General features: G+C 67.6%; 20 protein-coding genes. 8 read left to right on the top strand and 12 right to left on the bottom strand.

Going from position 1 to position 21,101, the window contains the following annotated elements; genetic code table 11:
- Positions 1-3: 3 nt before the first annotated feature.
- The 3 genes from ACIRCZ_RS13320 to ACIRCZ_RS13310 all read right to left on the bottom strand — a co-directional run bounded on the left by ACIRCZ_RS13320 (position 4) and on the right by ACIRCZ_RS13310 (position 2,716).
- Entirely contained in the window at positions 4-534 is a 531-nt protein-coding gene (locus ACIRCZ_RS13320) for a hypothetical protein (protein ID WP_402853879.1), read from the bottom strand.
- A 28-nt stretch (positions 535-562) separates the two neighbouring features.
- Positions 563-1,177, bottom strand: a complete 615-nt coding sequence (locus tag ACIRCZ_RS13315) for a hypothetical protein (RefSeq protein ID WP_402853876.1) — start codon at positions 1,175-1,177, stop codon at positions 563-565.
- 87 nt (positions 1,178-1,264) lie between these two features.
- On the bottom strand, positions 1,265-2,716 hold the full coding sequence (locus ACIRCZ_RS13310) for an MFS transporter (RefSeq protein ID WP_402853873.1): 1,452 nt from the start codon (positions 2,714-2,716) through the stop codon (positions 1,265-1,267).
- 138 nt (positions 2,717-2,854) lie between these two features.
- Here ACIRCZ_RS13310 and ACIRCZ_RS13305 point away from each other — a divergent pair, with 138 nt between their 5' ends.
- Genes ACIRCZ_RS13305 through ACIRCZ_RS13290 form a run of 4 tightly spaced genes read left to right on the top strand, consistent with a single transcriptional unit; the run spans position 2,855 to position 7,216 of the window.
- Positions 2,855-3,418: a TetR/AcrR family transcriptional regulator gene (locus tag ACIRCZ_RS13305; RefSeq protein ID WP_055889986.1), complete on the top strand. Its 564-nt coding sequence runs from the start codon at positions 2,855-2,857 to the stop codon at positions 3,416-3,418.
- Between the two features lie 59 nt (positions 3,419-3,477).
- Entirely contained in the window at positions 3,478-5,217 is a 1,740-nt protein-coding gene (locus ACIRCZ_RS13300) for a sodium:proton antiporter (protein ID WP_055889984.1), read from the top strand.
- A gap of 45 nt (positions 5,218-5,262) precedes the next feature.
- Positions 5,263-5,709 carry a Fur family transcriptional regulator gene (locus ACIRCZ_RS13295; protein ID WP_055889982.1) on the top strand — a complete coding sequence of 149 codons (447 nt, stop codon included), beginning with the start codon at positions 5,263-5,265 and terminating at the stop codon, positions 5,707-5,709.
- Positions 5,710-5,722: 13 nt separating this feature from the next.
- Positions 5,723-7,216, top strand: a complete 1,494-nt coding sequence (locus tag ACIRCZ_RS13290; protein ID WP_402853868.1) for a catalase — start codon at positions 5,723-5,725, stop codon at positions 7,214-7,216.
- Positions 7,217-7,266: 50 nt separating this feature from the next.
- Here the strand turns inward: ACIRCZ_RS13290 and ACIRCZ_RS13285 are convergent, their stop codons facing one another.
- Both ACIRCZ_RS13285 and ACIRCZ_RS13280 read right to left on the bottom strand, forming a co-directional pair.
- A complete protein-coding gene (locus ACIRCZ_RS13285) occupies positions 7,267-8,172 on the bottom strand; it encodes a virginiamycin B lyase (RefSeq protein WP_402853865.1) in 906 nt (301 codons plus the stop codon).
- Complete coding sequence (locus tag ACIRCZ_RS13280; RefSeq protein ID WP_055889976.1) at positions 8,169-8,876, bottom strand: PhzF family phenazine biosynthesis protein; 708 nt, start codon at positions 8,874-8,876, stop codon at positions 8,169-8,171. The genes ACIRCZ_RS13285 and ACIRCZ_RS13280 overlap by 4 nt, the downstream gene beginning before the upstream one ends.
- An 82-nt stretch (positions 8,877-8,958) precedes the next feature.
- Here ACIRCZ_RS13280 and ACIRCZ_RS13275 point away from each other — a divergent pair, with 82 nt between their 5' ends.
- Positions 8,959-10,062 carry a LacI family DNA-binding transcriptional regulator gene (locus ACIRCZ_RS13275; RefSeq protein ID WP_402853862.1) on the top strand — a complete coding sequence of 368 codons (1,104 nt, stop codon included), beginning with the start codon at positions 8,959-8,961 and terminating at the stop codon, positions 10,060-10,062.
- Between the two features lie 15 nt (positions 10,063-10,077).
- Here the strand turns inward: ACIRCZ_RS13275 and ACIRCZ_RS13270 are convergent, their stop codons facing one another.
- On the bottom strand, positions 10,078-11,133 hold the full coding sequence (locus ACIRCZ_RS13270) for a hypothetical protein (protein ID WP_402853859.1): 1,056 nt from the start codon (positions 11,131-11,133) through the stop codon (positions 10,078-10,080).
- 145 nt (positions 11,134-11,278) lie between these two features.
- Here ACIRCZ_RS13270 and ACIRCZ_RS13265 point away from each other — a divergent pair, with 145 nt between their 5' ends.
- A complete protein-coding gene (locus ACIRCZ_RS13265) occupies positions 11,279-12,304 on the top strand; it encodes a LacI family DNA-binding transcriptional regulator (protein ID WP_402853857.1) in 1,026 nt (341 codons plus the stop codon).
- Between the two features lie 25 nt (positions 12,305-12,329).
- Here ACIRCZ_RS13265 and ACIRCZ_RS13260 read toward each other — a convergent pair whose 3' ends face one another.
- The 5 genes from ACIRCZ_RS13260 to ACIRCZ_RS13240 form a co-directional block, all read right to left on the bottom strand.
- Positions 12,330-13,256 (bottom strand): ribokinase, encoded by a 927-nt coding sequence (locus ACIRCZ_RS13260; protein ID WP_402853854.1) that lies wholly within the window; start codon positions 13,254-13,256, stop codon positions 12,330-12,332.
- Positions 13,253-14,089: a carbohydrate ABC transporter permease gene (locus ACIRCZ_RS13255; RefSeq protein ID WP_402853851.1), complete on the bottom strand. Its 837-nt coding sequence runs from the start codon at positions 14,087-14,089 to the stop codon at positions 13,253-13,255. The genes ACIRCZ_RS13260 and ACIRCZ_RS13255 overlap by 4 nt, the downstream gene beginning before the upstream one ends.
- Complete coding sequence (locus ACIRCZ_RS13250; RefSeq protein ID WP_402853848.1) at positions 14,086-14,829, bottom strand: carbohydrate ABC transporter permease; 744 nt, start codon at positions 14,827-14,829, stop codon at positions 14,086-14,088. The genes ACIRCZ_RS13255 and ACIRCZ_RS13250 overlap by 4 nt, the downstream gene beginning before the upstream one ends.
- Before the next feature lie 188 nt (positions 14,830-15,017).
- Complete coding sequence (locus ACIRCZ_RS13245; RefSeq protein WP_402853845.1) at positions 15,018-16,313, bottom strand: ABC transporter substrate-binding protein; 1,296 nt, start codon at positions 16,311-16,313, stop codon at positions 15,018-15,020.
- On the bottom strand, positions 16,310-17,266 hold the full coding sequence (locus ACIRCZ_RS13240; protein WP_402853842.1) for a nucleoside hydrolase: 957 nt from the start codon (positions 17,264-17,266) through the stop codon (positions 16,310-16,312). The genes ACIRCZ_RS13245 and ACIRCZ_RS13240 overlap by 4 nt, the downstream gene beginning before the upstream one ends.
- Before the next feature lie 279 nt (positions 17,267-17,545).
- Here ACIRCZ_RS13240 and ACIRCZ_RS13235 point away from each other — a divergent pair, with 279 nt between their 5' ends.
- A complete protein-coding gene (locus ACIRCZ_RS13235; RefSeq protein WP_402853839.1) occupies positions 17,546-18,649 on the top strand; it encodes a hypothetical protein in 1,104 nt (367 codons plus the stop codon).
- 58 nt (positions 18,650-18,707) lie between these two features.
- Here ACIRCZ_RS13235 and ACIRCZ_RS13230 read toward each other — a convergent pair whose 3' ends face one another.
- Positions 18,708-19,139 carry a hypothetical protein gene (locus ACIRCZ_RS13230; RefSeq protein ID WP_055889972.1) on the bottom strand — a complete coding sequence of 144 codons (432 nt, stop codon included), beginning with the start codon at positions 19,137-19,139 and terminating at the stop codon, positions 18,708-18,710.
- A 294-nt stretch (positions 19,140-19,433) separates the two neighbouring features.
- Between ACIRCZ_RS13230 and ACIRCZ_RS13225 the strand changes: the two genes are divergently transcribed.
- Entirely contained in the window at positions 19,434-21,101 is a 1,668-nt protein-coding gene (locus ACIRCZ_RS13225) for an ABC transporter substrate-binding protein (protein WP_402853836.1), read from the top strand.

The raw sequence follows: 21,101 nt of genomic DNA, 5'->3' as shown, positions 1-21,101 counted from the left end.
CGGCTACCGCCGCAGCGCCGCCGGACGCGGCAGGCCGAGCTCTTCGAGCAGGTCGCCGAGCATCCGGTCGAGTTCGTAGCCCGCCTGCGTGATCTTGTTGTTCCCGAGGCTCACGAGCTGGGAGCTCGGCTGGTCGACGGTGACGATGGTGCCGCCGTTGCGGCCCGCGTGCAGTTCGATCCTGGTCGGCGTGTAGAGCATCGCCGCCGGATCGTGCCGGAACACCCTGGACGCGGTCACGTAGTCGCCGATCAGATAGCTCGCGCTGGGGATGTCCGCCCCGCCCACCCGCATGATCGGCGTCGGGTAGTGCCGCCAGAACGCGACGAACCGGTGGATGCCGTTGCCCTCCGCCTCCTGCGCGAACCGCTTCCACTCCGCCCCGTCGGCGACGAGCTTCTCGAACCGGGCGGCATCCACCAGCGGCACCTCCGCCTCGAACGCGCGCCGCAGCGTCTCGAACGGCACGTGGGCCTCGATCTCGATCCGGTTCACCGTCACAGGCACGAGCCGGTCGGAGGCGTGGAAGGTCATGCGTCCATTCTCCGGCAGGCGGCTCCCGTCACCGGCGCCGCTTGCGCACGGTGCGGGCGCGGCGGAGGGCGGCGAGGTCGCGACGGAGCGCATCCAGTCGTTGCGGCTTGCCCGTGTCGTCCACCCCCACCGACTGGATGCGCACCGTCTCCTCCACCACGCCGGACAGCTCCCGCCAGGCATCCAGCCTGGACTCCTCGACGATGCCGGCGAGGTACTCGGTGTCGGCCGCGCGTTCCCGGAGGGCTGCCGCCGTCGCCTTGGCGAGGGCCTCGCGACGGCGGAGATTGAGCGTGTCCGCCGTGCGGTAGTCGTGGGTGTGCTCCGCGCGACCGTCCTGGACTTCCGCCCAGGCCTGCTCGCGCACGATGCGCGCCTCCGACGCGTCCGCCTCGTCGGCCAGTCGCAGCACGGCCTCGGCCGCGACCCCGGCGAAGTGGGAGGCGTCGAAGGCGCTGTCCGTGGTGAGCAGTTCGGTCATCATCCGGTTGCGCACCGCCATGCGCACGGCGTAGTCGGCGATCAGCAGGCCTTCGTCGAGCGCGTGCGCGAGCGTGGTCGGCTTCGGGGAGTCCAGCGCGCTGCCGTCGAACGGGCGCATGTCCGCCCTGCGCGACCGACGCCCGCGGCCGAAGATCCCCATCCTGGCCCCTCTCTCACCGCATCCAGTTTCGCACCGTGCGGCCGTCGGCCGGGCGACGCCGGCGAGCTCAGGCGACGCCGGGCGAGCTCAGGCGACCGGCGCGAGTTCCGTGACCGTCTCCGCCTCGGGGGTGAGCGCCGCCACCTCGGCCACCGCCGCCTCGCGCGGCGCCCGCATCAGCACCATCGCCGCCACCGTCACCACGAGCGCTCCAGCCGACAGCAGCCCTGCCACCACGAAGCCCTCGCTGTAGCCCGCCTCCGTCGGCAGCCCGTCCGCGGCCGTGGAGCCGGTGACGAGCGCCGTCATTACGGCCGCCCCGATCGCCGAGCCGACCGTGCGCAAGTTGGCGTTCATCCCGCTGGCCACCCCGGTCTGCGTTGCAGGGACGCTCTGCACCACCACGCTGGTGATGGCCGCGTAGACCAGGCCGAGGCCGATCCCGAACACTCCGGATGCGGTGGCCACCTCCACGAGGCTGCCGTGCAGCAGCCCGAGCGAGATCGCGGCGAGCGCCATCAGCGCTGCGGCGAGCACGATCTGGCTGCGGAAGCTGATCCAGCGGGCGAGTGGTCCGCTGAGGAAGCCGGTGACGGCCATCGTGACGAGCATCGGGAGCATCAGCATCCCGGATTCGGCGACGGATGCGCCGAGCCCGTACCCGGTGGAGACCGGCGTCTGCACGAAGCGCGGGAAGAACGCGAACACCGCGAACATCGACGCTCCGACGAACACCGCCGCCGCGTTCATCGACCACACACCAGGCTCGCGCATCAGCCGCATGTCGACCAGCGGCGCGCGGGAGCGCAGCTCCACGATGATCCAGGCGGCGAGCAGCAGTGCGGAGAGCGCGAGCAGCCCGACGACGGCCGGCGACCCCCAGCCCCACTGCGCACCCGTGCTGAGCGGGAGCAGGAGGGCGACGAGCCAGCCGGAGAGGAGCACGGCCGACCACGGGTTGACCCCGCCGACGGCGCGCGTCGGCGATTCGGGGATGAAGAGCAGTGCGAGCACCGCGCCTGCGACCGTGAACACGGCGGGGACGAGGAACAGCCCGCGCCAGCTGAGCACGTCGGCGAGCGGCCCGGCGAGGACCGTGCCGAGACCGCTGCCGATGGCGATGATGGACGCGATGGCGCCGATCGCGGACGGCAGGCGGTGCGCGGGGAACTCGTCTCGGATGATGCCGAACGCGAGCGGGAACATGGCGCCGCCGAGACCCTGGATGATGCGGGCGCCGATCAGCACGCCGATGGTGGGCGCGACGGCGGCGACCACACTGCCGAGCGCGACGGCGAGGAGGGCGAGCACCAGGATGCGTCGCTTGCCGACCATGTCGCCGACGCGGCCGAGCAGCGGGGTGGCGACGGCGGCGGAGATGAGCCACGCGGTCATGGTCCAGGTGACACCGGCCGTCGTGGTGCCGAGATCGGTCTGGATGACGGGGAGGACGGGGACGACGAGGGATTGCAGAGTGGCGAAGGAGCCTGCGCTCAGCGCCAGGACGGCGAAGGTGAGGCCCGGACGGGTTCGAGACATTGAGTTCTTCCGTTCTCGAGGGGTGTGGCCGATGCAGATATCGGCTAGAATGGAGGCTGGCTCCGATCGGAGGTTGCCTCCGCTTACACCACAGTAGCGGAGGGTGCCTCCACTTTGCAACCCCTTCCGGAGGAGAAATTGGCCAGCACCACCCCGACCGCCGTCTCGACCCGCCCGCACAGGGCGGACGCGAGACGGAACTTCGACGCGCTGCTCGCCGCGGCGCGGGAGGCGTTCGCGGCCAACGGCACCAGTGCATCCCTGGAGGACATCGCACGCCGTGCCGGAGTGGGAATCGGCACGCTCTACCGCAACTTCCCCACCCGCGACGCCCTCGTCGAAGCGGTATACGTCGACGAGGTGGATGCAGTGGTCAGGGCGGCCGAGGCGGCCGAGTCCCTCGAACCGTGGGCGGGATTCGAGACCTGGGTGCGCAGGTTCGTCAGCTACATCGGCACCAAGAAGGCGCTGGTCGACGGCCTCAACAAGGACTCCCCCGTCCTCCTCACCTGCCGCACGTCGCTCTACGACGCCGGCGAACCGCTGCTCGACAGGGCGAAGGCCGCCGGCGAGATGCGCGAGGACGCGGAGATCCAGGACGTGGTCCGCATGCTCTCCGGCATCGCCAGCGTCGCGTTCGACGACGACGACCAGCGGGACCGCGTGATCGCCATCGCGATGGACGGACTCCGCGCCCACTGACCCCGTCGAGCGACATCCCACGACCGCGCACCAGCACGTAGCCCTCTAGGATTGGATATATGGAACTCGGTTTTTACGCGGTGATCGCCATCTCGGTGATCGTCGCCGTGGCCGCGTTCTCACGAAAGCTCGGTGTCGCGGCGCCGATCATCCTGGTCCTCGTCGGGGTCGGTCTCTCCTATCTCCCCGGCGTCCCGGAGATCGAGGTCCCGCACGAGATCATCCTCGACGGCCTCCTGCCGCCCATCCTCTACGCGGCGGCCATCAGCGTCCCGCTCACCGATTTCCGTCGCAACCTGGCCCCGATCGCCGGCCTCTCGGTCATCCTCGTGATCATCACCGCGTTCGCCTCCGGCTTCCTGCTCTTCACGATCCTGCCGGACCTCAACCTGGCGGCAGCCGTCGCCCTCGGCGCGATCATCAGCCCTCCGGATGCGGTGGCCGCGACCTCGATCGGCCGCAAGCTCGGACTCCCTCCGCGCCTGCTGACCGTGCTCGAAGGCGAGGGCCTGGTCAACGACGCGACCGCCCTGGTTCTGCTGCGCACGGCCATCGCTGCGGCGGTCGGGGCACTCGCGACGCCGTGGGCAGGCGTGTTCGACTTCTTCTACGCCGTGGTGATCGCCCTCGGCATCGGACTGGCGGCCGGCATCGTCTCCGTCTGGGTGCGCTCGAAGCTGAACGACCCCGTGCTCGACACGGCTCTGTCGATCGCCGTGCCGTTCGCCGCGTTCATGCCGACAGAGGCGGCGCACGGTTCCGGCGTGCTCGCCGTCGTGATCGCCGGCCTCTACACCGGGCACGCCGCCCCGAAGCACTTCACTGCCCAGGCGAGGATCACCGACCGCATCAACTGGCGCACCATCCAGTTCCTGCTCGAGAACGGCGTCTTCCTCCTGATCGGCCTGGAGATCCGCACGCTCGTCGCCGACGTCGAGCACCCCGAGATCCTCAGCGTCTGGGATGCGGTGGGCATCGGCTTGCTGGCGACGCTCGCGCTCGTCATCATCCGGTTCGTCCTCATCGGCCCTCTCGTGCTCGCCCTCCGGCAACGCGCGCGGCTGGCGGAGAACGCCACCTTCCGGGAGTGGCTGATGATCAGCTACTTCCGCGACCATCCGGTCCGCACCAGGCGCGAGGCGTTCCGCAAGCAGCGCCTCGAGACCAGGTATGCGCGGCGCCGCGCCGACCTCGAGCAGCTCCGCCAGGAGGACATCGACTGGCGAGGCGGCGTCGTCCTCGGCTGGTCGGGGATGCGCGGCGTCGTCACGCTCGCCGCGGCCCAGTCCCTGCCGGACGACGGCAGCATCCCGTACCGTCCGCAGCTCATCCTCATCGCCTTCACGGTCGCGGTGGTCAGCCTCGTGGTGCAGGGCGGCACGCTGCCCTGGCTGATCCGCGTGCTCAAGATCGAGGGCATCGACACCAAGTCGGACAGGCAGCAGCTCGCCCACCTGCTCGACGACCTCAGCAACGACGGCCTCGCCGTGCTCGACGACCCGGAGGGCGCGGCCGGCGTCTCCGACCCCATCGACCCCGAGGTGGTCGAGCGGGTGCGCCAGTCGTCCTATCTGCGTGCGGAGTCCGCCTGGGAGCGCATCCTGCTCAACGACGTGCCGGCCGACAGCAGGCCGCATCAGCTCTACCGGACGCTGCGCCTCGCGGTGGTCAACGCGGAGCGCGACCGCCTGCTGGAGGAGCGCACGCGCGGAGCGTACCCATCGCGCATCCTGGAGGAAGCGGAGTCGATGCTCGACCTGGAGGAGACCAGGCTGCAGTCGCGCAATGTGCGGCACTGATCGTCCGCATTTTTTGAATCATTCAAAACAGACTAGGCTCGTGACATGGACACGGCACAGCTCGAAAGCGCACTGCGCGCCGCAGGGCTCAGGGTCACGGCGGGCCGCGTCGCGGTGCTCGAGACCCTTGCCACGCATCCCCACGCGAACGCCGACGCTGTCTTCCGCAGCGTGCTCGAAGCCCTGCCGGGCACCTCGATCCAGAACGTGCACAACGTCCTGGGCGATCTGACCGGCGCCGGCCTCGTGCGGCGCATCGAGCCGGCAGGCTCGCCCGCTCTGTACGAGCGGCGCATCGGCGACAACCACCACCACGTCGTCTGCACCTCGTGCGGCGCCGTGGCGGATGTGGACTGCGTCGTCGGCCACGCGCCGTGCATCACCCCGTCGGACGCGTCCGGCTTCTCGGTGAACACGGCCGAGGTGACGTTCTGGGGACTGTGCCCGTCCTGCCAGGAGCGCGCGGCGAAAGCCCCGTCGCGCGTCGAGTGACGAAGGAGACTGAATGTCGGAGAACTACACGACCACCCAGACCGGTACCCCGGTCGGCAGCGACGCCCACTCGCTGACCGCAGGAGAGGACGGCGTCACCGCGCTGCACGACCGCTACCTGGTGGAGAAGCTCGCGCAGTTCAACCGCGAGCGCATCCCGGAGCGGATCGTCCACGCCAAGGGCGGCGGCGCGTTCGGCACGTTCGTCGTCACCGGCAACGTGTCGCAGTACACGAAGGCCGCGGTGTTCCAGCCAGGCACCACCACCGAGACCCTGCAGCGCTTCTCGTCGGTCGCCGGCGAGCAGGGCTCCCCCGACACCTGGCGCGACGTCCGCGGCTTCTCGGTGAAGTTCTACACCTCCGAGGGCAACTACGACATCGTCGGCAACAACACCCCGGTGTTCTTCATCCGCGATGGCATCAAGTTCCCGGACTTCATCCACTCGCAGAAGCGCCTCCCCGGCTCCGGCCTGCGGGATGCGGACATGCAGTGGGACTTCTGGACCCTCTCGCCAGAGTCTGCACACCAGGTCACCTACCTGATGGGCGACCGCGGTATCCCACGATCGTGGCGGCACATGCCCGGCTACGGCTCGCACACCTACCAGTGGATCAACGCCGCGGGTGAGAAGTTCTGGGTCAAGTACCATTTCCACGCCTTCCAGGGCAACGAGGAGATGCACGGCGCGGAGGCGGAGGCCATCGCAGGCGCCGACGCCGACTACTACCGCCGCGACCTCTACGAGGCGATCGAGCGCGGCGAGTTCCCGGCGTGGAAGGTCTCCGTGCAGGTCATGCCGTACGAGGATGCGAAGACGTACCGCTTCAACCCGTTCGACCTCACCAAGGTCTGGCCGCACAGCGACTACCCGCTGATCGAGGTCGGCGTGCACACGCTGAACAAGAACCCGGAGAACTTCTTCGCGCAGATCGAGCAGGCGGCGTTCTCCCCCGCCCACACCGTCCCCGGCATCGACATCAGCCCGGACAAGATGCTGATGGCGCGCGTGTTCTCCTACCCGGACGCCCAGCGGTACCGGGTCGGCACCAACTACAACGAGCTGCCGGTCAACGCGCCGAACGCTCCGGTTCACAACTACTCGCAGGACGGCGCGGGCCGCCACGGCTTCAAGCCGGCATCGGCCCCTGTCTACGCGCCCAACTCGAAGGGCGGGCCCGTCGCAGACGCCGCCCGCGCCGGCGAGGGTTCGTGGGAGTCGGACGGCGCCCTCGTGCGCTCGGCAGCGACCCTGCACGCAGAGGACTCCGACTTCGGCCAGGCGGGAACGCTCTACCGCGACGTCTACGACGCCGAGGCCAAGGAGCGCTTCCTCGAGACGATCACCGGAGCAGTCGGCGGCGTGAAGAACGCCGAGATCCGCGAGCGTGCCATCCAGTACTGGACCAACGTGGATGCGACGCTCGGCGCCGCCCTCCGCGCCAACCTCGCAGACGGCACGTCCACCCCGGACGAGTCGGCGGAGTACGTCGGCGTCGCCGGCTAGTCCCAGCATCCATCGTGTGGTCCCCGGCTTCGGCCGGGGACCACACCTGGTTAAGCCGGTCGGCTCGGAGCGACCTCGGCGAGCGCGCCGGACTCCAGTGCCACCCACACCGTGCCGTCCGCCGCGACCGCGAGGCCGTGCGGCTCCGACTCTGCCGTCGGCAGATCGTGCAGGGTCAGCTCGCCATCGGCGGTCGCGTGCGCGAGCTGGTTCGCCCCCCAAAGGGTCGCCCACACGCCGCCGTCCTCGTCGGCGGCGACCGCGTGCGGCTTCGCGCCCTGCGCAAGCGGCACCTCGGAGACAACGCCCCGATGGATGCGCGCGAGCGCGTCGCCGAGGATCTGCGCCACCCACACGCCGCCGTCCGCTGCGACGGCGATGCCGACGGGGCCGGACGGGTCGCCTGGCAGCTCGGTGAACGCGATGGCGGCATCCCCTCCGCGCACGTGACCGACCAGGCCGGCCGCGTTGAGGGTGAACCAGAGGCTGTCTCCGGTGGTCGCGATCATGGAAACGAACGAACCGGCGCGGCCGACCGGGTACTCTTCCACCCTGCCGAGGATGTCGATGCGGCCGAGCGCGTCTGCGTTGAGCTCGGTGAACCAGGCGGTGCCGTCGTCGAGCGCGACGACCCCGAACGGCTGGGCGTCAGGCGTCGGGACGGCGACCTCTCCGATCAGGTCGATCGCCGCGTCCCGCAGCCCGAGGTGCACGAGGCGGTTGCCTGTGCTGTCGGTCACCCACACTGTCGACTCCGTCGCGGCGGCGAGCAGCGACGGCTGCGAGCCGTCGCCGAGCGACAGGTATGCCACGGTGCCATCGGGCGACAACCGGCCGACGCGGCCGCCGTGCACAAGGGTGAACCACACCCCGCCGTCCCTGGTGACCGCGACCCCGTACGGGCCTTCGCCCGGCTCCCCGACGGGATGCTCGACGATCCGCACGGCCGCCGTCACAGGGTCGCGCTGATCGTGCGGTCGTACACCGTGCGGCCGCCGACCCCGATGCGGTCGTCGCCCTCGATGGCCGTCAGCAGCTCGGAGCCCTCTCCCTGGCTGATCCGCAGGTCGCGGCCGAGGCGCGCGGTCAGGGCGATCGCCGCCGCCCCTGTCGCCTCGTCCTCGACGATGCCCATCGCCGGGGCGAACATGCGCGAGCGCAGGTGGGCGACCGACTCGTCGATCCAGGCGTATGCGTAGTGCTGCCCCTCGGTGAACGCGAACGGGTCGAGCGCATCCACGTCGGCGGGAGACTCGAGCGGCAGCCACTGGAACGTCGGCGCCCACTCGGCCTCCGCGGTGATCCAGGTCGGCTCGTCCTCGGAGCCGTACGTCACGTCCACGACGCCGGCCTTCTCGCGCAGCATCGTGATCGGTGTGCCCTGCTCGGCCAGCCACCACGCCGTGCCGACGCTGGGGTGCCCGGCGAACGGCAGCTCTGCTGCGGGGGTGAAGATGCGGATGGTCGCGACGCGCCCGAGTTCGCCGTCCTCGCTGAGCGCGTCGAGGAAGACCGTCTCGCTGAATCCGAGCGCCGAGGCGATCGCCTGCTCCCGCCCGGCCGTCGCCGTGGAGCTGCGCACGATGCCCAGCTCGTTGCCGTTCGCGCCACGGTCGTCCGTGAAGACGCGGACCACCACTACTTCGATCGTTTCGTCCATGCTGCCAGCCTCCCACGAACCCGGCGTCCGCGGAGGCGCCTGCGTATAGTGGGGATGCTCGAAGCAGTAAGGAAGCGCATACATGGGCCGGAATCCGACCGTCTACGACGTCGCGACACACGCCGGTGTGTCGATTGCGACGGTCTCCCGCGTGTTCAGCCGCCCGGAGACCGTCAAAGAGGCGACGCGCGAACGCGTGCAGGCATCGGTGGATGCGCTCGGGTACGTCCCGAGCGGAGCAGCCCGCGGCCTCGCCGCCCGCAAGACCGGCGTGCTCGGCCTGTTCTTTCCCGGCCTCGACGCGATGGACGATATCTCCGACGTGCCGCTCGACGCCCCGGACGACGCCGCCAGTCGCACCACGATCATCCGCGACGTCGGCGGCGCAGCGGACACGCGCCAGCTGAATCTCTATTTCGACGAGGTGCTGCGCGGCAGCGAGCTGGAGGCCTGGCGCAACGGCTTCGTGCTGCTCGTCGGAGTGGGCAGGGGCGCCACGTCGACGGAGACCGTGCGGGAGATGGCGGGGCGCGTCGACGGCCTGGTGGTGCTGGCGGGGAGCGCGAGCGACGAGGAACTCTCGCAGCTCGCCCGCCGCATCCCCGTGGTCGTGATGGCCGGCGCCAGGAGCGGAGACGAACTCGACCACGTCTCTGTCAGCAACGACGAGGGGATGCGCACCCTCGCCGGGCACCTCGTCGACGACCTCGGGGTGCGCGACCTCGTCTACGTCGCAGGAAGCCTGGACTCCCCCGACGACGCAGAGCGCTGGGCCGGTTTCCGCGCCGCACTCGCCGAGCGCGGGCTGCCCGTGCCGGACGCGCCGGAGCACAGGGGCGACTTCACTCGCGACGGCGGCCGCAGGGTGGGCCGTGAGCTGCTCGCAGGCGGTGCGCTGCCGCGCGCGGTGGTGTGCGCCAACGACCAGATGGCCCTCGGCGTGATCGACGCCGCCCGCATCGGCGGCGTGGACGTGCCCGGCGACTTGATCGTGACCGGCTTCGACGGCATCGACGCCGGACGCCTGTCGACCCCGAGACTCACCACGGTGAAGCAGCCGATGGAACTGCTCGGCCGCGCCGCGGTGCAACTGCTCGTGCGGCGTCTGGCCGACCCGGATCGCCCGGCCGGTTCGGTGCGCCTCCCGGTTGAGGTCTACCTCCGGGAGAGCTCAGAGCCGAGCTGATCAACATCGCACCGATCAGAGAGGACCGGCATACGTCCGCGGCAGGCCGTCTTCTCTCAGCCCGGTGGTCGTGCCTTGCCATGACGCGGCGGACGGCGCGAACGACTGGTACAGCCGCGGGAGCGCCTCCTGCAATGCCCTCTCGTACTCGGCGGGATCGCCGCGCTCGAAGACGGTCGCACGCGCTCCGTCGCCGTCGCCGTCGGTGACGGAGAACGTGTACAGGCCGGTGGGATGCGAATCGACCACGCATGGCACCTGCCGGTTCAGGATCACCGCGTCCGAGGCGACGACACTCTCCCTGCCGACGATCTCATACGTACCGTCGTGATGACGCACCAGTTCGGAGTCGGATACCAGCATCCACGCTGCCGTCTCCCAGACCGCGTGCTGTCGCCCGTAGACGTCGGCCTTCAGACTCTCCGGCGGTTCCTCGTCCAGCGCGCGCAGGAAGTCGATCCTACTGGAGCGGCCGAGTCCGTAGAGCAGGTAACGGCGAAGCGCGGGATGCAGGTCCTCGATCCAGCGAAGGTCGCTGAATCTCCAGTACGTGTTGTGGGTGTCGTAGGAGTAGCAGTCGACACCGGTGGCACACGGGTACAGCGCGAGCGGGAGGCCCGATTCGACGACTCTGCACATGGCGATCGGGTCGAGGTAGACGTTCCACTCGAGGTAGTCGAGCGAGGTCGAGCCTGCAGAGAGGTGCACGCGCGCCACCTTCTCGCGGAGGAGGCCAGGATCGCGGTTGAACGCAACGGCGAGGGGTCTGGCAGAACCGAAGCACATCAGATGCACCGGCTCCGCAGATTCCGCGAGCAACCCGAGCAGCAGATCGATGCCCGTCTGCTGGAAGGCTGGCACGTCCTCCATCGTGTCGTCGAGCGCGCGCATCCTCGCGAACGGCGCGGTTCCGAACGGCACGTTGGTGCCGAAGACGGCGTTGAGCTGGGAGACGGGGATGATGCCGGGGTCGCGCGGCCCCGGGTACCCGTCGACACCGCCCACGACGGCTTCGCGTTTCTCGATGGAAGCGTCCAGGATGACGCCTCGGAGCCACCCTGTCGCTACCAAACGGGAGCACGATGTCGAAGTTGTCCCCTGGGTCCTCAGGCGGGTGGTAGAGGTCGGTGATCGAGATGACAGGTGTCGCCATATCGCGAGTCTACTCGAATAGACTACAAAGTGCGCCATGATGTGATGTGACGAAAGGGAACAAATGACGGACGGTCGCTCTGCGAGGAAACCGCGGGAGGACGAGCCGGTGCGCGCCGCGACGCGTACGGATGTCGCCGCCCGTGCTGGCGTCAGCACGGCGGTCGTCAGTTACGTGATCAACAACGGCCCTCGCCCTGTCGCCGCCGCGACGCGAAAACGCGTCCTGGACGCCATGCACGCCCTGGACTACCGCCCGAACGCGGCGGCGCGGGCGTTGCGCACCCGCAAAGCCACTGCGGTCGGCCTCGTGGTCCCCGACGTGAGCAACACCTACTTCGGCTCCCTCGCCAGGGCGATCACCAACCAAGCGTTCGACGAGGGCTTCGCGCTGCTCCTGGGCGACTCCGACAACGACCCAGCGCGCCAGGCGGCTCAGGTCGAGTCCCTGGTCGGCCGCCAGGTGGACGGACTGATCGTCGTCAGTCTCGAACCGTCGTCGGTCGACGAGACGAGGGATGTCCCCACCGTCTACCTCGACCACCGCACTCAGGCAGGCCAAGCGTCGATCCTCGTCGACAACTCCGACGGGGCCAGACAAGCGGTGGAGCACCTTCTCGCCCACCGCAAGAGAACTATCGCGCACATCGCCGGCCCCGAGGGCGCCCCCGGAGCCGACGATCGCGTCAATGGCTGGGAGCGCACCCTGCGCGCGGCCGACGCCACAGCGGGACTCGCCTTCTTGCAACGCGCCGAATTCTCCCGCGAGGGCGGATACGAAGCGGGCCGAGCTCTGTTGCAGGATCCTGACCACCGGCCGGATGCGGTCTTCGTCAGTTCCGACGTCCAGGCCCTCGGGCTCCTGCGCGCAGCACGAGAGCTGGGGGTTGCCGTGCCAGACGACCTCGCCGTGATCTCGTTCGACGGCACGGACGACGCCATATACAGCGACCCGCCGATGACCGCTATCGAGCAGCCCGTCAACGAGATCGCTTCCGCGGCCCTCGCGGCTGTGCTTCGGCCTGGCCAGAGAGGGCCTGGTCGCATCCCCGTCCGTCTGGTGATTCGCGAGTCGTGCGGCACGCACTGAACCGGCCGGGGGACGAGGCGGACTGCTACCGAAGCCAGTCCTCGAGTGCTGCGCGCGTTGGATACGACGGCTGAGCGCCTGCACCTGTCGCCGCATATGCTCCGACGAGCACGGCCGTCCTCACTGCGTCCAGAAGCGTCGAGTCTTGCGCGAGCTCTGCGGCGATCGCTCCCAGGAACGCGTCGCCGCACCCTGTGGTGTCGACAGCCGTGACGGCGGGGCTGGGCACGCGGACGATACTCCTATCGGCGCCGACTCCGTACACGACCGCGGCACCCGAACTGCCACAGGTGACCACGAGCGCAGGAACGCCGAACGCGTCGGCAGCGGCGGACAGGTCGGCGTCATCGGCCGCATCCAGCGTCGCACCAGCGGCGATCCCGAGCTCATGCTCGTTGACGACGAGGACGGTCAGTAGGGTCGCGAGTCCCACGTCGAGCGGCCGGGCCGGGGAGAGGTTAAGCACGACCTGCGCACCAGCGGCGTTAGCCGACCGGGCGGCGGCGACGACCGTCTCGTCGCCGACCTCGAAGCACAACGTCACGACCGCCGCGTCGTCGAACGAGACTCCCGCGATCGTCTCCGCTGTCAGCAGCGTGTTCGCGCCCGGCGAGAGCACGATGGCGTTCTCGCCGGCATCGTCCACGCAGATGAAGGCGACTCCGGTTTCTGCGCCGCTCACGACCTTGACCGCGTCGACGTCCACCCCGGCTGCGGAGATTTCGCGCAGCGCCAGTTCGCCGTTCTGGTCGGACCCGACAGTCGCTATCAGGCGCGTGGGCACCCCGAGCAACGCGGACGTGACGGCCTGATTGGCGCTCTTGCCGCCGGGCGTCGTACGAGAACCGAGCGCGGCGACCGTCTCGCCAGGTCGCACGAGTTGGCGCACCGCGAACGTCACATCGGCGTTGATCGAACCGACAGCGACGACCTGGCCCTTTGCGCTGGTCATCCCTTCAGACCGGTCGTCGACAGCGACTGTGTGTACTGCTTCTGGAAGAACAGCAGCAGAATCATCGGGATGACGCTCAGCACGAACGACCCGGCGAGGATCTGGCCGAGGTCCACGGAGAACAGCGTGCTCAGATTGGCCAGGGCAATCGGTGCGAGTTGTCGCTCCGGGGATGTTCCGATCAACAGCGGCCAGAGGTACGCCTGCCACTGCGAGAGGAACAGCATCATCCCCGCGCCGATCAGCGCCGGCTTGGACAGCGGGAGGATGATTCGCCAGAGCGTGCCGAAGTGACCGAGACCATCCACCTCCGCAGCGTCGATGAGCTCGCTTGGTATGCCGAGGAAGAACTGCCGAAGCACGAAGATGGCGAAGCCGTTGGCAAGTGCGGGCAGCACAAGCCCGGCATACGAATCGCTGAGGCTCCACTGCTGAAAGAGCGAGGAGAGCGGAATGGCGATGGCATCGAATGGGATCATCGCTACAAGCACGATGAACCCGAACACCAGACCCCGGCCGCGGAACTCGATCGCCGAGAGCGCGTACGCGGCCGGGACCGCGATGGCGAGGCCGAAGAAGATCGTGAGCGCCGCGACGAAGAAGCTGTTGAACAGGCCGAGCGCGAACTGTCCGGAGAGAAGCCCCGCATAGTTGCTGAAGTCGCCGCCGACCGGTATGAACGCCATCCAAGACAGCGGCGTCATGTAATTCACGTACGTGTTGCCCGGTCGAAGCGATGAGACGAACACCCACCACAGCGGCAGGAACACGACGACCGCTGTGACGACCGCGGCAGCGAGCAGGAGGAATCGGGCAGTCTTGGTCTGCTTCACTTCGTATCGTCCTTCAGGAGCCGGAACTGGATAGCGACGACGATCGAGAGGATCGCCAGCAGCACCACGACCTCAGCCTGGCCGACGCCCAGGTCGTTGAGCAGGTAGGCGCGGTTGTAAATGTCGTACATGATCAGGTTGGTGGAGCCTTCCGGGCCACCCTTGGTTAGGATCTGGATCGGCGCGAAAAGCAGGAAGCTGCCGACGGTGCAGGCGATCAGCACGAACGACATGGGTCGCTTCAGCAGAGGCAGAGTGATAGCGAACAGTCGACGCCACCATCCGGCGCCGTCGAGCTTCGACGCCTCGTACAGCGACTCCGGGATGTCACCGAGTCCCGCGATGATGAATATCATCCAGTAGCCGATCGCGCCCCAGGTGACCATGATCCCGATCGAGAACGCCGCCTGACCGCTCGAGGTGAGGAACGGCTGGGCTGGAAGGCCGACAGAGGTGAGCACTGCGTTCACCAAACCGTCCGGCTGCAGGGCCGTGCTCCAGATCAGCGCAACGACCGCGCCGGGAACAGCGGCAGGGACGAAGATGAGGGACCGCCACAGCCCCACCAACGGGATGCGCTGAGAAAGCAGCAGCGCCAGTGCGGTCGCGATGACCACGATCACCGGGTTGAGGATCAAATTGAAGACGAGGGTCACCAGCAGAACCGAGTAGAACCCTGGGTCGGTGAAAAGGAATACGTAGTTCGCCAAGCCGTCGAACGTCGTCTGACCTGTAGCCATCGACTGATGCTGGAAGCTCTGTCCGACGGCACTGATCATCGGGATGACTCGCATTGTGATCAACGCCACGAGTGCCGGTGTGAGCAGGGCGAAGCCGAAGAGCGCGTTCCTCCGGCCCCGGTGGGATCGCCGGGCGGCGCGCGCACGCGATGTGCGCGTCGCCGCCCGTTCGTGCACGAGTTGCATCGTTACTTGAGCCGTTCGATCTGGGCCTGGATCTCAGTATCGGCCTGCTCAGCACGGGACTTCGGGTCGGCGCCGTTGCGGATGTCGGAGAACATCTGATTCGCGCCTGGTTCGAACAGGCTGTACCCGACGACCGCTGGACGGTGCACCGCGTTGTTCTTCAGCTGGTACTCCAGGATGTCGCCGAAGTTCGCTGACGCCGCGCCTACCGAGGCGTCGGCCGCCTTGACGTACTCGTCGAATGCCACCTCGTTGGTCGGGGTGATTCCCGCAACTTCGGCCGACTGCGCATTGCCTGTCGCGTCGATGGTGAGGTATCTGAGGAACTTCTTGGCCGCCTCCTGCTGCTTCGACTTGGCAGAGACTGCGACCGACCAGGAGTCCGTCGACGTCGCCTGTTTGCCGGCTGCGAAGTACGGCGCAGGAGCGATACCGAAGTTCAGCTTGCCCTTGAGCGCGACCGGAAGACCCCACGGGCCGGAGACGATGAACGCGCTCTTGCCCGTCTGGAACAGGGCGCCGTTCTTGTCGTTCGTGATACCGCGCGGGGAGAGTCCCGATGTGAAGAGGTCGTGATACCAGGTGAGGGCCTTCTGCCAGCCGGCATCCGCGAACGTCACTGTGCCCTTCTCGTCGATACCGTCGCCTCCGCCGGCGGAGACACCGACCATCTGGAGTTGGTAGTACGAGTCCCATTGGTCGAACAGGAAGGGATACTGTGCCGCGTTGGCGTCCTTCACCTTCGTGGCGGCCTCCGTGAGCTGCTCATACGTCCACGGCTTCGTCGGGTCGGGGGAAGGCGCCTCGATCCCGGCCTTCGCCAGGATGTCCTTGTTGAAGTACAGGAACTGCGACGTCGTCCAGGTCTCCAATGCGTACAGCTTGCCATCCACCTCGCGCGAACTGACCATGTCCGGACTGACCGCGGCCTTCACGGCGTCCGCCTTCATGTCACTCAGGTCGGCGAGATAGCCGCGGTGCGCGAAGTCGGCGACCGCGCCGCCCGCATCCACCACCAGGAGATCGATGCCGCCCCCACCCTGGCCCATACGCTGATTGATCGTGCTCGTGTACTGCGCGTACGGGATGTTGAGCTGCTTGACCGTGATGTTCGGGTTGGCCTTCTCGAACCCGGCGATCACCTTCGCCCAGGTCGCAGACGGGTCGGCGTTGGCGAAGGTGAGCGTGACTTTGTCTCCGCTGGACGAGCCGCCTCCTCCCGAGCATCCGGCCAGGACCATGGCAGCGCTGGCCGCAACGGCGACCAGAGCAGCGATCTTTGTTCGTGACAGTCTCATCGGTGATTCTCCTCATTGAGTGGGGTGCTGCTGTGACGTGTGGATCTCAGGATGCGGCGTACGATCTCGTCCGATACCGCGGCGGTGTCGAGATCGGTGACGATACGGTGGCGGCCGCCCTCCGCAGAAGTGAAGCGGGTCATGCCCTCTAGTTCTGCGGACTCCCCGGAGGTGTCGACCTCGATGACTCCGGAGGAGAACGTGAAAAGGTCGGGTCTGATCACGCTCAACACGGCTATCGCGTCGTGCGGGACGTTGTAGTCCTGTTCGGCGAACCGCCAAAACTGCTGCACCTCGGCCGCGAGCATGGCACCGAACTCGCCGGCGTCAGCGATCCGGTCGAGCATACGCGCGTCGATTCGTACCCTCTCGGTCTGGTCGAGGCCCACCACGGTGAGCTGGAGCGAGGAGCGGAAGACGACATCTGCCGCAGCGACGTCGCAGCGGATGTTGTGCTCGACACGCGATGGTGCACCGAAATCGCCGCCCATCAGATATGCGTGGCTGGTGCGGCGGCCCGGCAGTTCGGCGAGCGCCGCCAGGTCGGTAAGGGGCCCGATGCCGACGACCGTCTCGCTCGCTGCGAGCACGGCGACGGCGTCGCCGCTGTCGATCGCCTCGTCCTCGAGGCCATGCATGAGACGTCCCTCGTGTCCCGGCCACCACACCGGTCGCCCGGACCTGGTCTGTGATCGGCCTGGCACGATCGGCGGCAGCGATGCGCCGGCGGAGCGTATGGCCCTCGCCACCATGCGAGCACGGAGTTCGACGTCGCCGTAGACGGTGGTCACACCGCTCAGGGAGAGTTCCGGCGATCCGAGAATGACCGCCAGGGCAAGGATGTCGTCGACATCCGTTCCGATGTCGGTATCGAGCACAATCGACGTCGGCGACGTGTCAACGTATGCCGGCGAGTCCCGTGTCGCGCTGTCAGCGGCACTGAGCTGGGTCATGGATGGGTGCTCCTTCCGCCACTGAGTGGCGCCGGTATCGTCTCTGGTGTTCTACCGTGACTCTCGCGAATCGGGCCGGCAGGAGCGGATGGAGCGTTCACCCTCATCAGCCGCGCTGCCTGATGGGACTCTACTCGTGTAGATCCGCCGTCGCAACTTGCACGTCAGGATTTATAGAATCGTAATCAGATGCTTGCGTTTTTCCTATCTACAGGAGTAGCTTCCTGGGCCATCGGGCTCGGACAACCGGAGAGCTCGACCACGCAGAAGGAGACAACGATGTCAGAGAACGAGAAACGGCGATCCGGCCGGCGACGCATCGGAGGGTGGCGGCCGGCTGCCGCCGTGTTGATCGGTATGTTGGTCGCGGTATCGGTGCCCACGACGGCGACCGCAATCGGGTCGTGGTCGACGCCCTCGCTGGTCTACACGCCGACCTCCGTCCAGACCACTGGATACAGCTACGCACCCGACCTCATCCCCGGCACCACCAACCGGATGTGGAGTTGCCACAGCCGCACATCCGGCACCGTACGCGACGACATCTTCGAGACGAAGCTGAACGGCGCAACCCTGGTCTCCAGCGCCTCCGTCCTCAGCGGAACCGGAACAGGATGGGACTCTTTCCACAATTGCGATCCGAGCGTCGTCGCCGTCAACGCGACCATCGCGGGCACCGCGTTCAGCTACGCGATGTTCTACACCGGCAACGACGCCGACTGCTCATGCCACAACCAGATCGGCGTCGCCTTCGCCACGAGTCTCGACGGGCCCTGGACGAAGTATCCATCGCCTGTCATCGCGTTCGACCCTGCGCAGCCGACGACACAGTGGGGCGCAGGGCAGCCGAGCGCAACCTCGGTCGACCCCGCCGCTGGCACGGTCGTGCTCACCTGGACCTCCGGCTACACCAGCACACCGTCCGATTCGAAAGGCAACTTCGCCCAGATCAGTTTCGCCACCGGCGCGCCCGTCGTGAGCAGCCGCCATCAGATCCAGACGACCGGCCTCACGGACAGCACAGGCGCAGCCGATTACCTCAACAACTTCGACATCGCGTACTCCCCCACACGTGACGTGTTCTTCCTGATCAGAGAAGCGCACCCGTATCCCACCTCCAATCCGAACTACATCTCCAGCTCGGTGCAGGTGGACTCGATCTCCGGGTCGGCGATGTGGTCGGGCACGGGGAACTGGACGGTGCTCAGCTCGATCGGGTCGGGGGTAACTGGGTACGCACGAACACATAATCCTGGCTTCGCTCGCACCGTATACGGGACACTGCCGGACGAGTCGAAGCTGACAGCGCTGGTCACGACATCGACTCTCGACCCGAACTCTTTGTGGAGCTACCGCGTGTGGAGCACGACGGCGACTCTGTAGCCGCGGCGCCCGGCGAGACTCGGTTTTCGTCGGGCGCTCTGCTCACGCGCTCACGCGCTCACGCGGCCAGCGTCACCCGCTCGCGGAGCAGGTCGACGACGGTGTGCGGCTCGCGGCCGCCGACGCAGACGAAGAAGACGAAGTCTTGCGGCGCGTCGACGGTGATCACCGCATCCACTGCGTGCCAGGCGTCGTCGGGGACGGCGGTGAGACTGAGCATCTCGAAGGTGCGGCGCTCGGCGTCCCGTGCGGTGCCCTGCACCGTGTAGAACGCGTCGATGCTGGCGTCGTCGCCTGGGTCGGCGAGCCAGCCGATGAGCGGGGTCGCCGTCGCAGCGCTGATCGGGAGCACGCCGAAGAGAGCGGCGGTCAGCCGTTCGACAGTGGCGCCGCTCGCCAGTCCGACGCTGCGGGAGGCGTCGAGCGATGAGATGGCGATCCAGCGGCCGGGGGCGACGTCGTCGACCACCGACAGAAGGGGTGCGGGCATAGGGGTGTCAGAGATTGTGGACATGGAAGTCGGGTACTTTCCATACATACACGCCCGACAACGGGTCACGGAGACGCTTCCCTAGCACGATCCCCCATGCACCGCATCGACAGGCGAAGCGGGTAAACGCTCTCGACGGTGCCGAGAGGACTCCGCCGGCTTTTCGGGAAGCCGATGGCGTACCCCGACTATACCGGTCTGTCCTCATTCCGGGGGACCCCACTTTGGGGGACACCTTGCAAAAGTGAATGTATGCGCTTACAGTGGTCCGCGTACCAAGCAAGGATGGTGGCAATGACGCACACGAAACACACCGGCACCAGACGCCGGGGACTCGCGATGCTCGCGACGCTGGCTGCGGCCGCTCTCGCCCTCTCGGGCTGCAGCATCAAGATCCAGAGCCAGCAGGACCCGTCGATCCCGGCGGACACGATGCTGCTCGCCGCAGACAAAGGCACTCCGATGATGGAGCGCAACTTCAATCCGTATCTCGTCAACAAGCGAGCAGCAGCGAGCTACATCTACGAGCCGCTCGTGGTCATCAACGTGCTCGACGGAAAGGGCACGCCCTGGCTGGCGTCGAAGATCGCGCTGCCGGACCCGCAGACGATCGACTACACCATCCGTAGCGGTGCGACGTGGTCGGACGGGAAGCCGTTCACGGTCCAGGACGTGAAGTTCACGCTCGACCTGATCAAGAAGTTCCCGACGCTCGACCTCAAGGGCGCCTGGCAGCACATCAAGACTCTCGAGGTGAAGGGCGACCACCTGATCGTCCACCTCAAGGAGGCGGACGCCCCGGCGTCCGACATCATCTCGCAGACGCTGATCGTCCCCCAGCACATCTGGAAGGACGTCAAGAACCCGGACACCTGGCGCGACCCGAACCCTGTCGGGACCGGCCCGTACACGCTCGGCAACTTCTCCTCGCAGCAGTACACGATGGACAAGAACGAGTCGTACTGGCAGGCCGACAAGGTGCAGGTCAAGCACCTGGTGCTCCCCTCGGCCACCAGCGAGCTCGACATCGCCACCAAGGGCTTCGACTGGGCGTACGCCTTCATGAGCGACGTGCAGGGCACCTGGGTCTCCGCCAACAAGAACAACAAGTACTGGTTCCCACCGGGCGGCGTCATCAGTCTCATGCCCAACCTCACGGTCAAGCCCTTCGACAACCTGGATGTGCGGCGCGGCATCTCGCTCGCGCTCGACAAGGACAAGATCGCCGACGCGGCCACGGAAGGCTACATGACCGCCGCCGGCCAGACCGGGCTCATGCTGCCGAACCAGAAGGACGAGCTCGACCCGAGCATCCCGGATCAGGGCATCATCAAGCAGAACACCGCAGGAGCCCTCGACGCGTTCGCCGCCGCCGGGTACACCAAGCAGGGGGACAAGCTGGTGGATGCGAGCGGCAAGCAGTTCTCCTTCTCCATCACCACCGCCAACGGCTACTCCGACTGGCTCCGTGCCGTGCAGGAGGTCCGCAAGGAGCTCGGCGCCATCGGCATCGACGTCTCCATCAAGCAGCCGCAGCCGCCCGGGTATCAGGCGGCCATCCAGAACGGCGACTTCCAGGTCGCGATGGGCGGCATGGGAGGCGGCATCATCTTCCAGGCGTACAACGGCCTGCTCTCCAGCGAGTTCGCCGCCCCGATGGGCAAGGCGACCGCCAGCAACTTCGGCCGCTACAGCGATCCCGCCACGGACGAGCTGCTGCAGGAGTACAAGGTCACCACTGATGAGGCGAAGCGGCTCCAGCTCAGTCACGAGCTGCAGCGCGTCGTCTACGACCAGTTCCCGGTGATCGGTCTGTACTACGGCGGACTCTGGGGCCTATACAACGACGCGAAGTTCACCGGCTGGCCGGACGCGAAGAACCCGTACGCGCCGCCGCAGACCTACGACCAGACCCCGCTGCTCGTGTTCACGCATCTCACGCTCAGGAAGGACGGTGAGTAG

The organism is Leifsonia sp. NPDC102414 (assembly GCF_044765685.1).
In the GTDB taxonomy this organism is placed as follows: domain Bacteria; phylum Actinomycetota; class Actinomycetes; order Actinomycetales; family Microbacteriaceae; genus Leifsonia.
Note: the sequence above shows the minus strand (reverse complement) of the source record. Positions and strands in the feature narration are given on the sequence as shown.

Excerpts from the sequence above, each read along its gene's own strand:
- ACIRCZ_RS13320 (WP_402853879.1), bottom strand. The coding sequence starts at position 534 with ATGACCTTCCACGCCTCCGACCGGCTCGTGCCTGTGACGGTGAACCGG.
- ACIRCZ_RS13315 (WP_402853876.1), bottom strand. The coding sequence starts at position 1,177 with ATGGGGATCTTCGGCCGCGGGCGTCGGTCGCGCAGGGCGGACATGCGC.
- ACIRCZ_RS13310 (WP_402853873.1), bottom strand. The coding sequence starts at position 2,716 with ATGTCTCGAACCCGTCCGGGCCTCACCTTCGCCGTCCTGGCGCTGAGC.
- ACIRCZ_RS13300 (WP_055889984.1), top strand. The coding sequence starts at position 3,478 with ATGGAACTCGGTTTTTACGCGGTGATCGCCATCTCGGTGATCGTCGCC.
- ACIRCZ_RS13295 (WP_055889982.1), top strand. The coding sequence starts at position 5,263 with ATGGACACGGCACAGCTCGAAAGCGCACTGCGCGCCGCAGGGCTCAGG.
- ACIRCZ_RS13290 (WP_402853868.1), top strand. The coding sequence starts at position 5,723 with ATGTCGGAGAACTACACGACCACCCAGACCGGTACCCCGGTCGGCAGC.
- ACIRCZ_RS13280 (WP_055889976.1), bottom strand. The coding sequence starts at position 8,876 with ATGGACGAAACGATCGAAGTAGTGGTGGTCCGCGTCTTCACGGACGAC.
- ACIRCZ_RS13275 (WP_402853862.1), top strand. The coding sequence starts at position 8,959 with ATGGGCCGGAATCCGACCGTCTACGACGTCGCGACACACGCCGGTGTG.
- ACIRCZ_RS13265 (WP_402853857.1), top strand. The coding sequence starts at position 11,279 with ATGACGGACGGTCGCTCTGCGAGGAAACCGCGGGAGGACGAGCCGGTG.
- ACIRCZ_RS13260 (WP_402853854.1), bottom strand. The coding sequence starts at position 13,256 with ATGACCAGCGCAAAGGGCCAGGTCGTCGCTGTCGGTTCGATCAACGCC.
- ACIRCZ_RS13250 (WP_402853848.1), bottom strand. The coding sequence starts at position 14,829 with ATGGCTACAGGTCAGACGACGTTCGACGGCTTGGCGAACTACGTATTC.
- ACIRCZ_RS13245 (WP_402853845.1), bottom strand. The coding sequence starts at position 16,313 with ATGAGACTGTCACGAACAAAGATCGCTGCTCTGGTCGCCGTTGCGGCC.
- ACIRCZ_RS13240 (WP_402853842.1), bottom strand. The coding sequence starts at position 17,266 with ATGACCCAGCTCAGTGCCGCTGACAGCGCGACACGGGACTCGCCGGCA.
- ACIRCZ_RS13235 (WP_402853839.1), top strand. The coding sequence starts at position 17,546 with ATGTCAGAGAACGAGAAACGGCGATCCGGCCGGCGACGCATCGGAGGG.
- ACIRCZ_RS13230 (WP_055889972.1), bottom strand. The coding sequence starts at position 19,139 with ATGCCCGCACCCCTTCTGTCGGTGGTCGACGACGTCGCCCCCGGCCGC.
- ACIRCZ_RS13225 (WP_402853836.1), top strand. The coding sequence starts at position 19,434 with ATGACGCACACGAAACACACCGGCACCAGACGCCGGGGACTCGCGATG.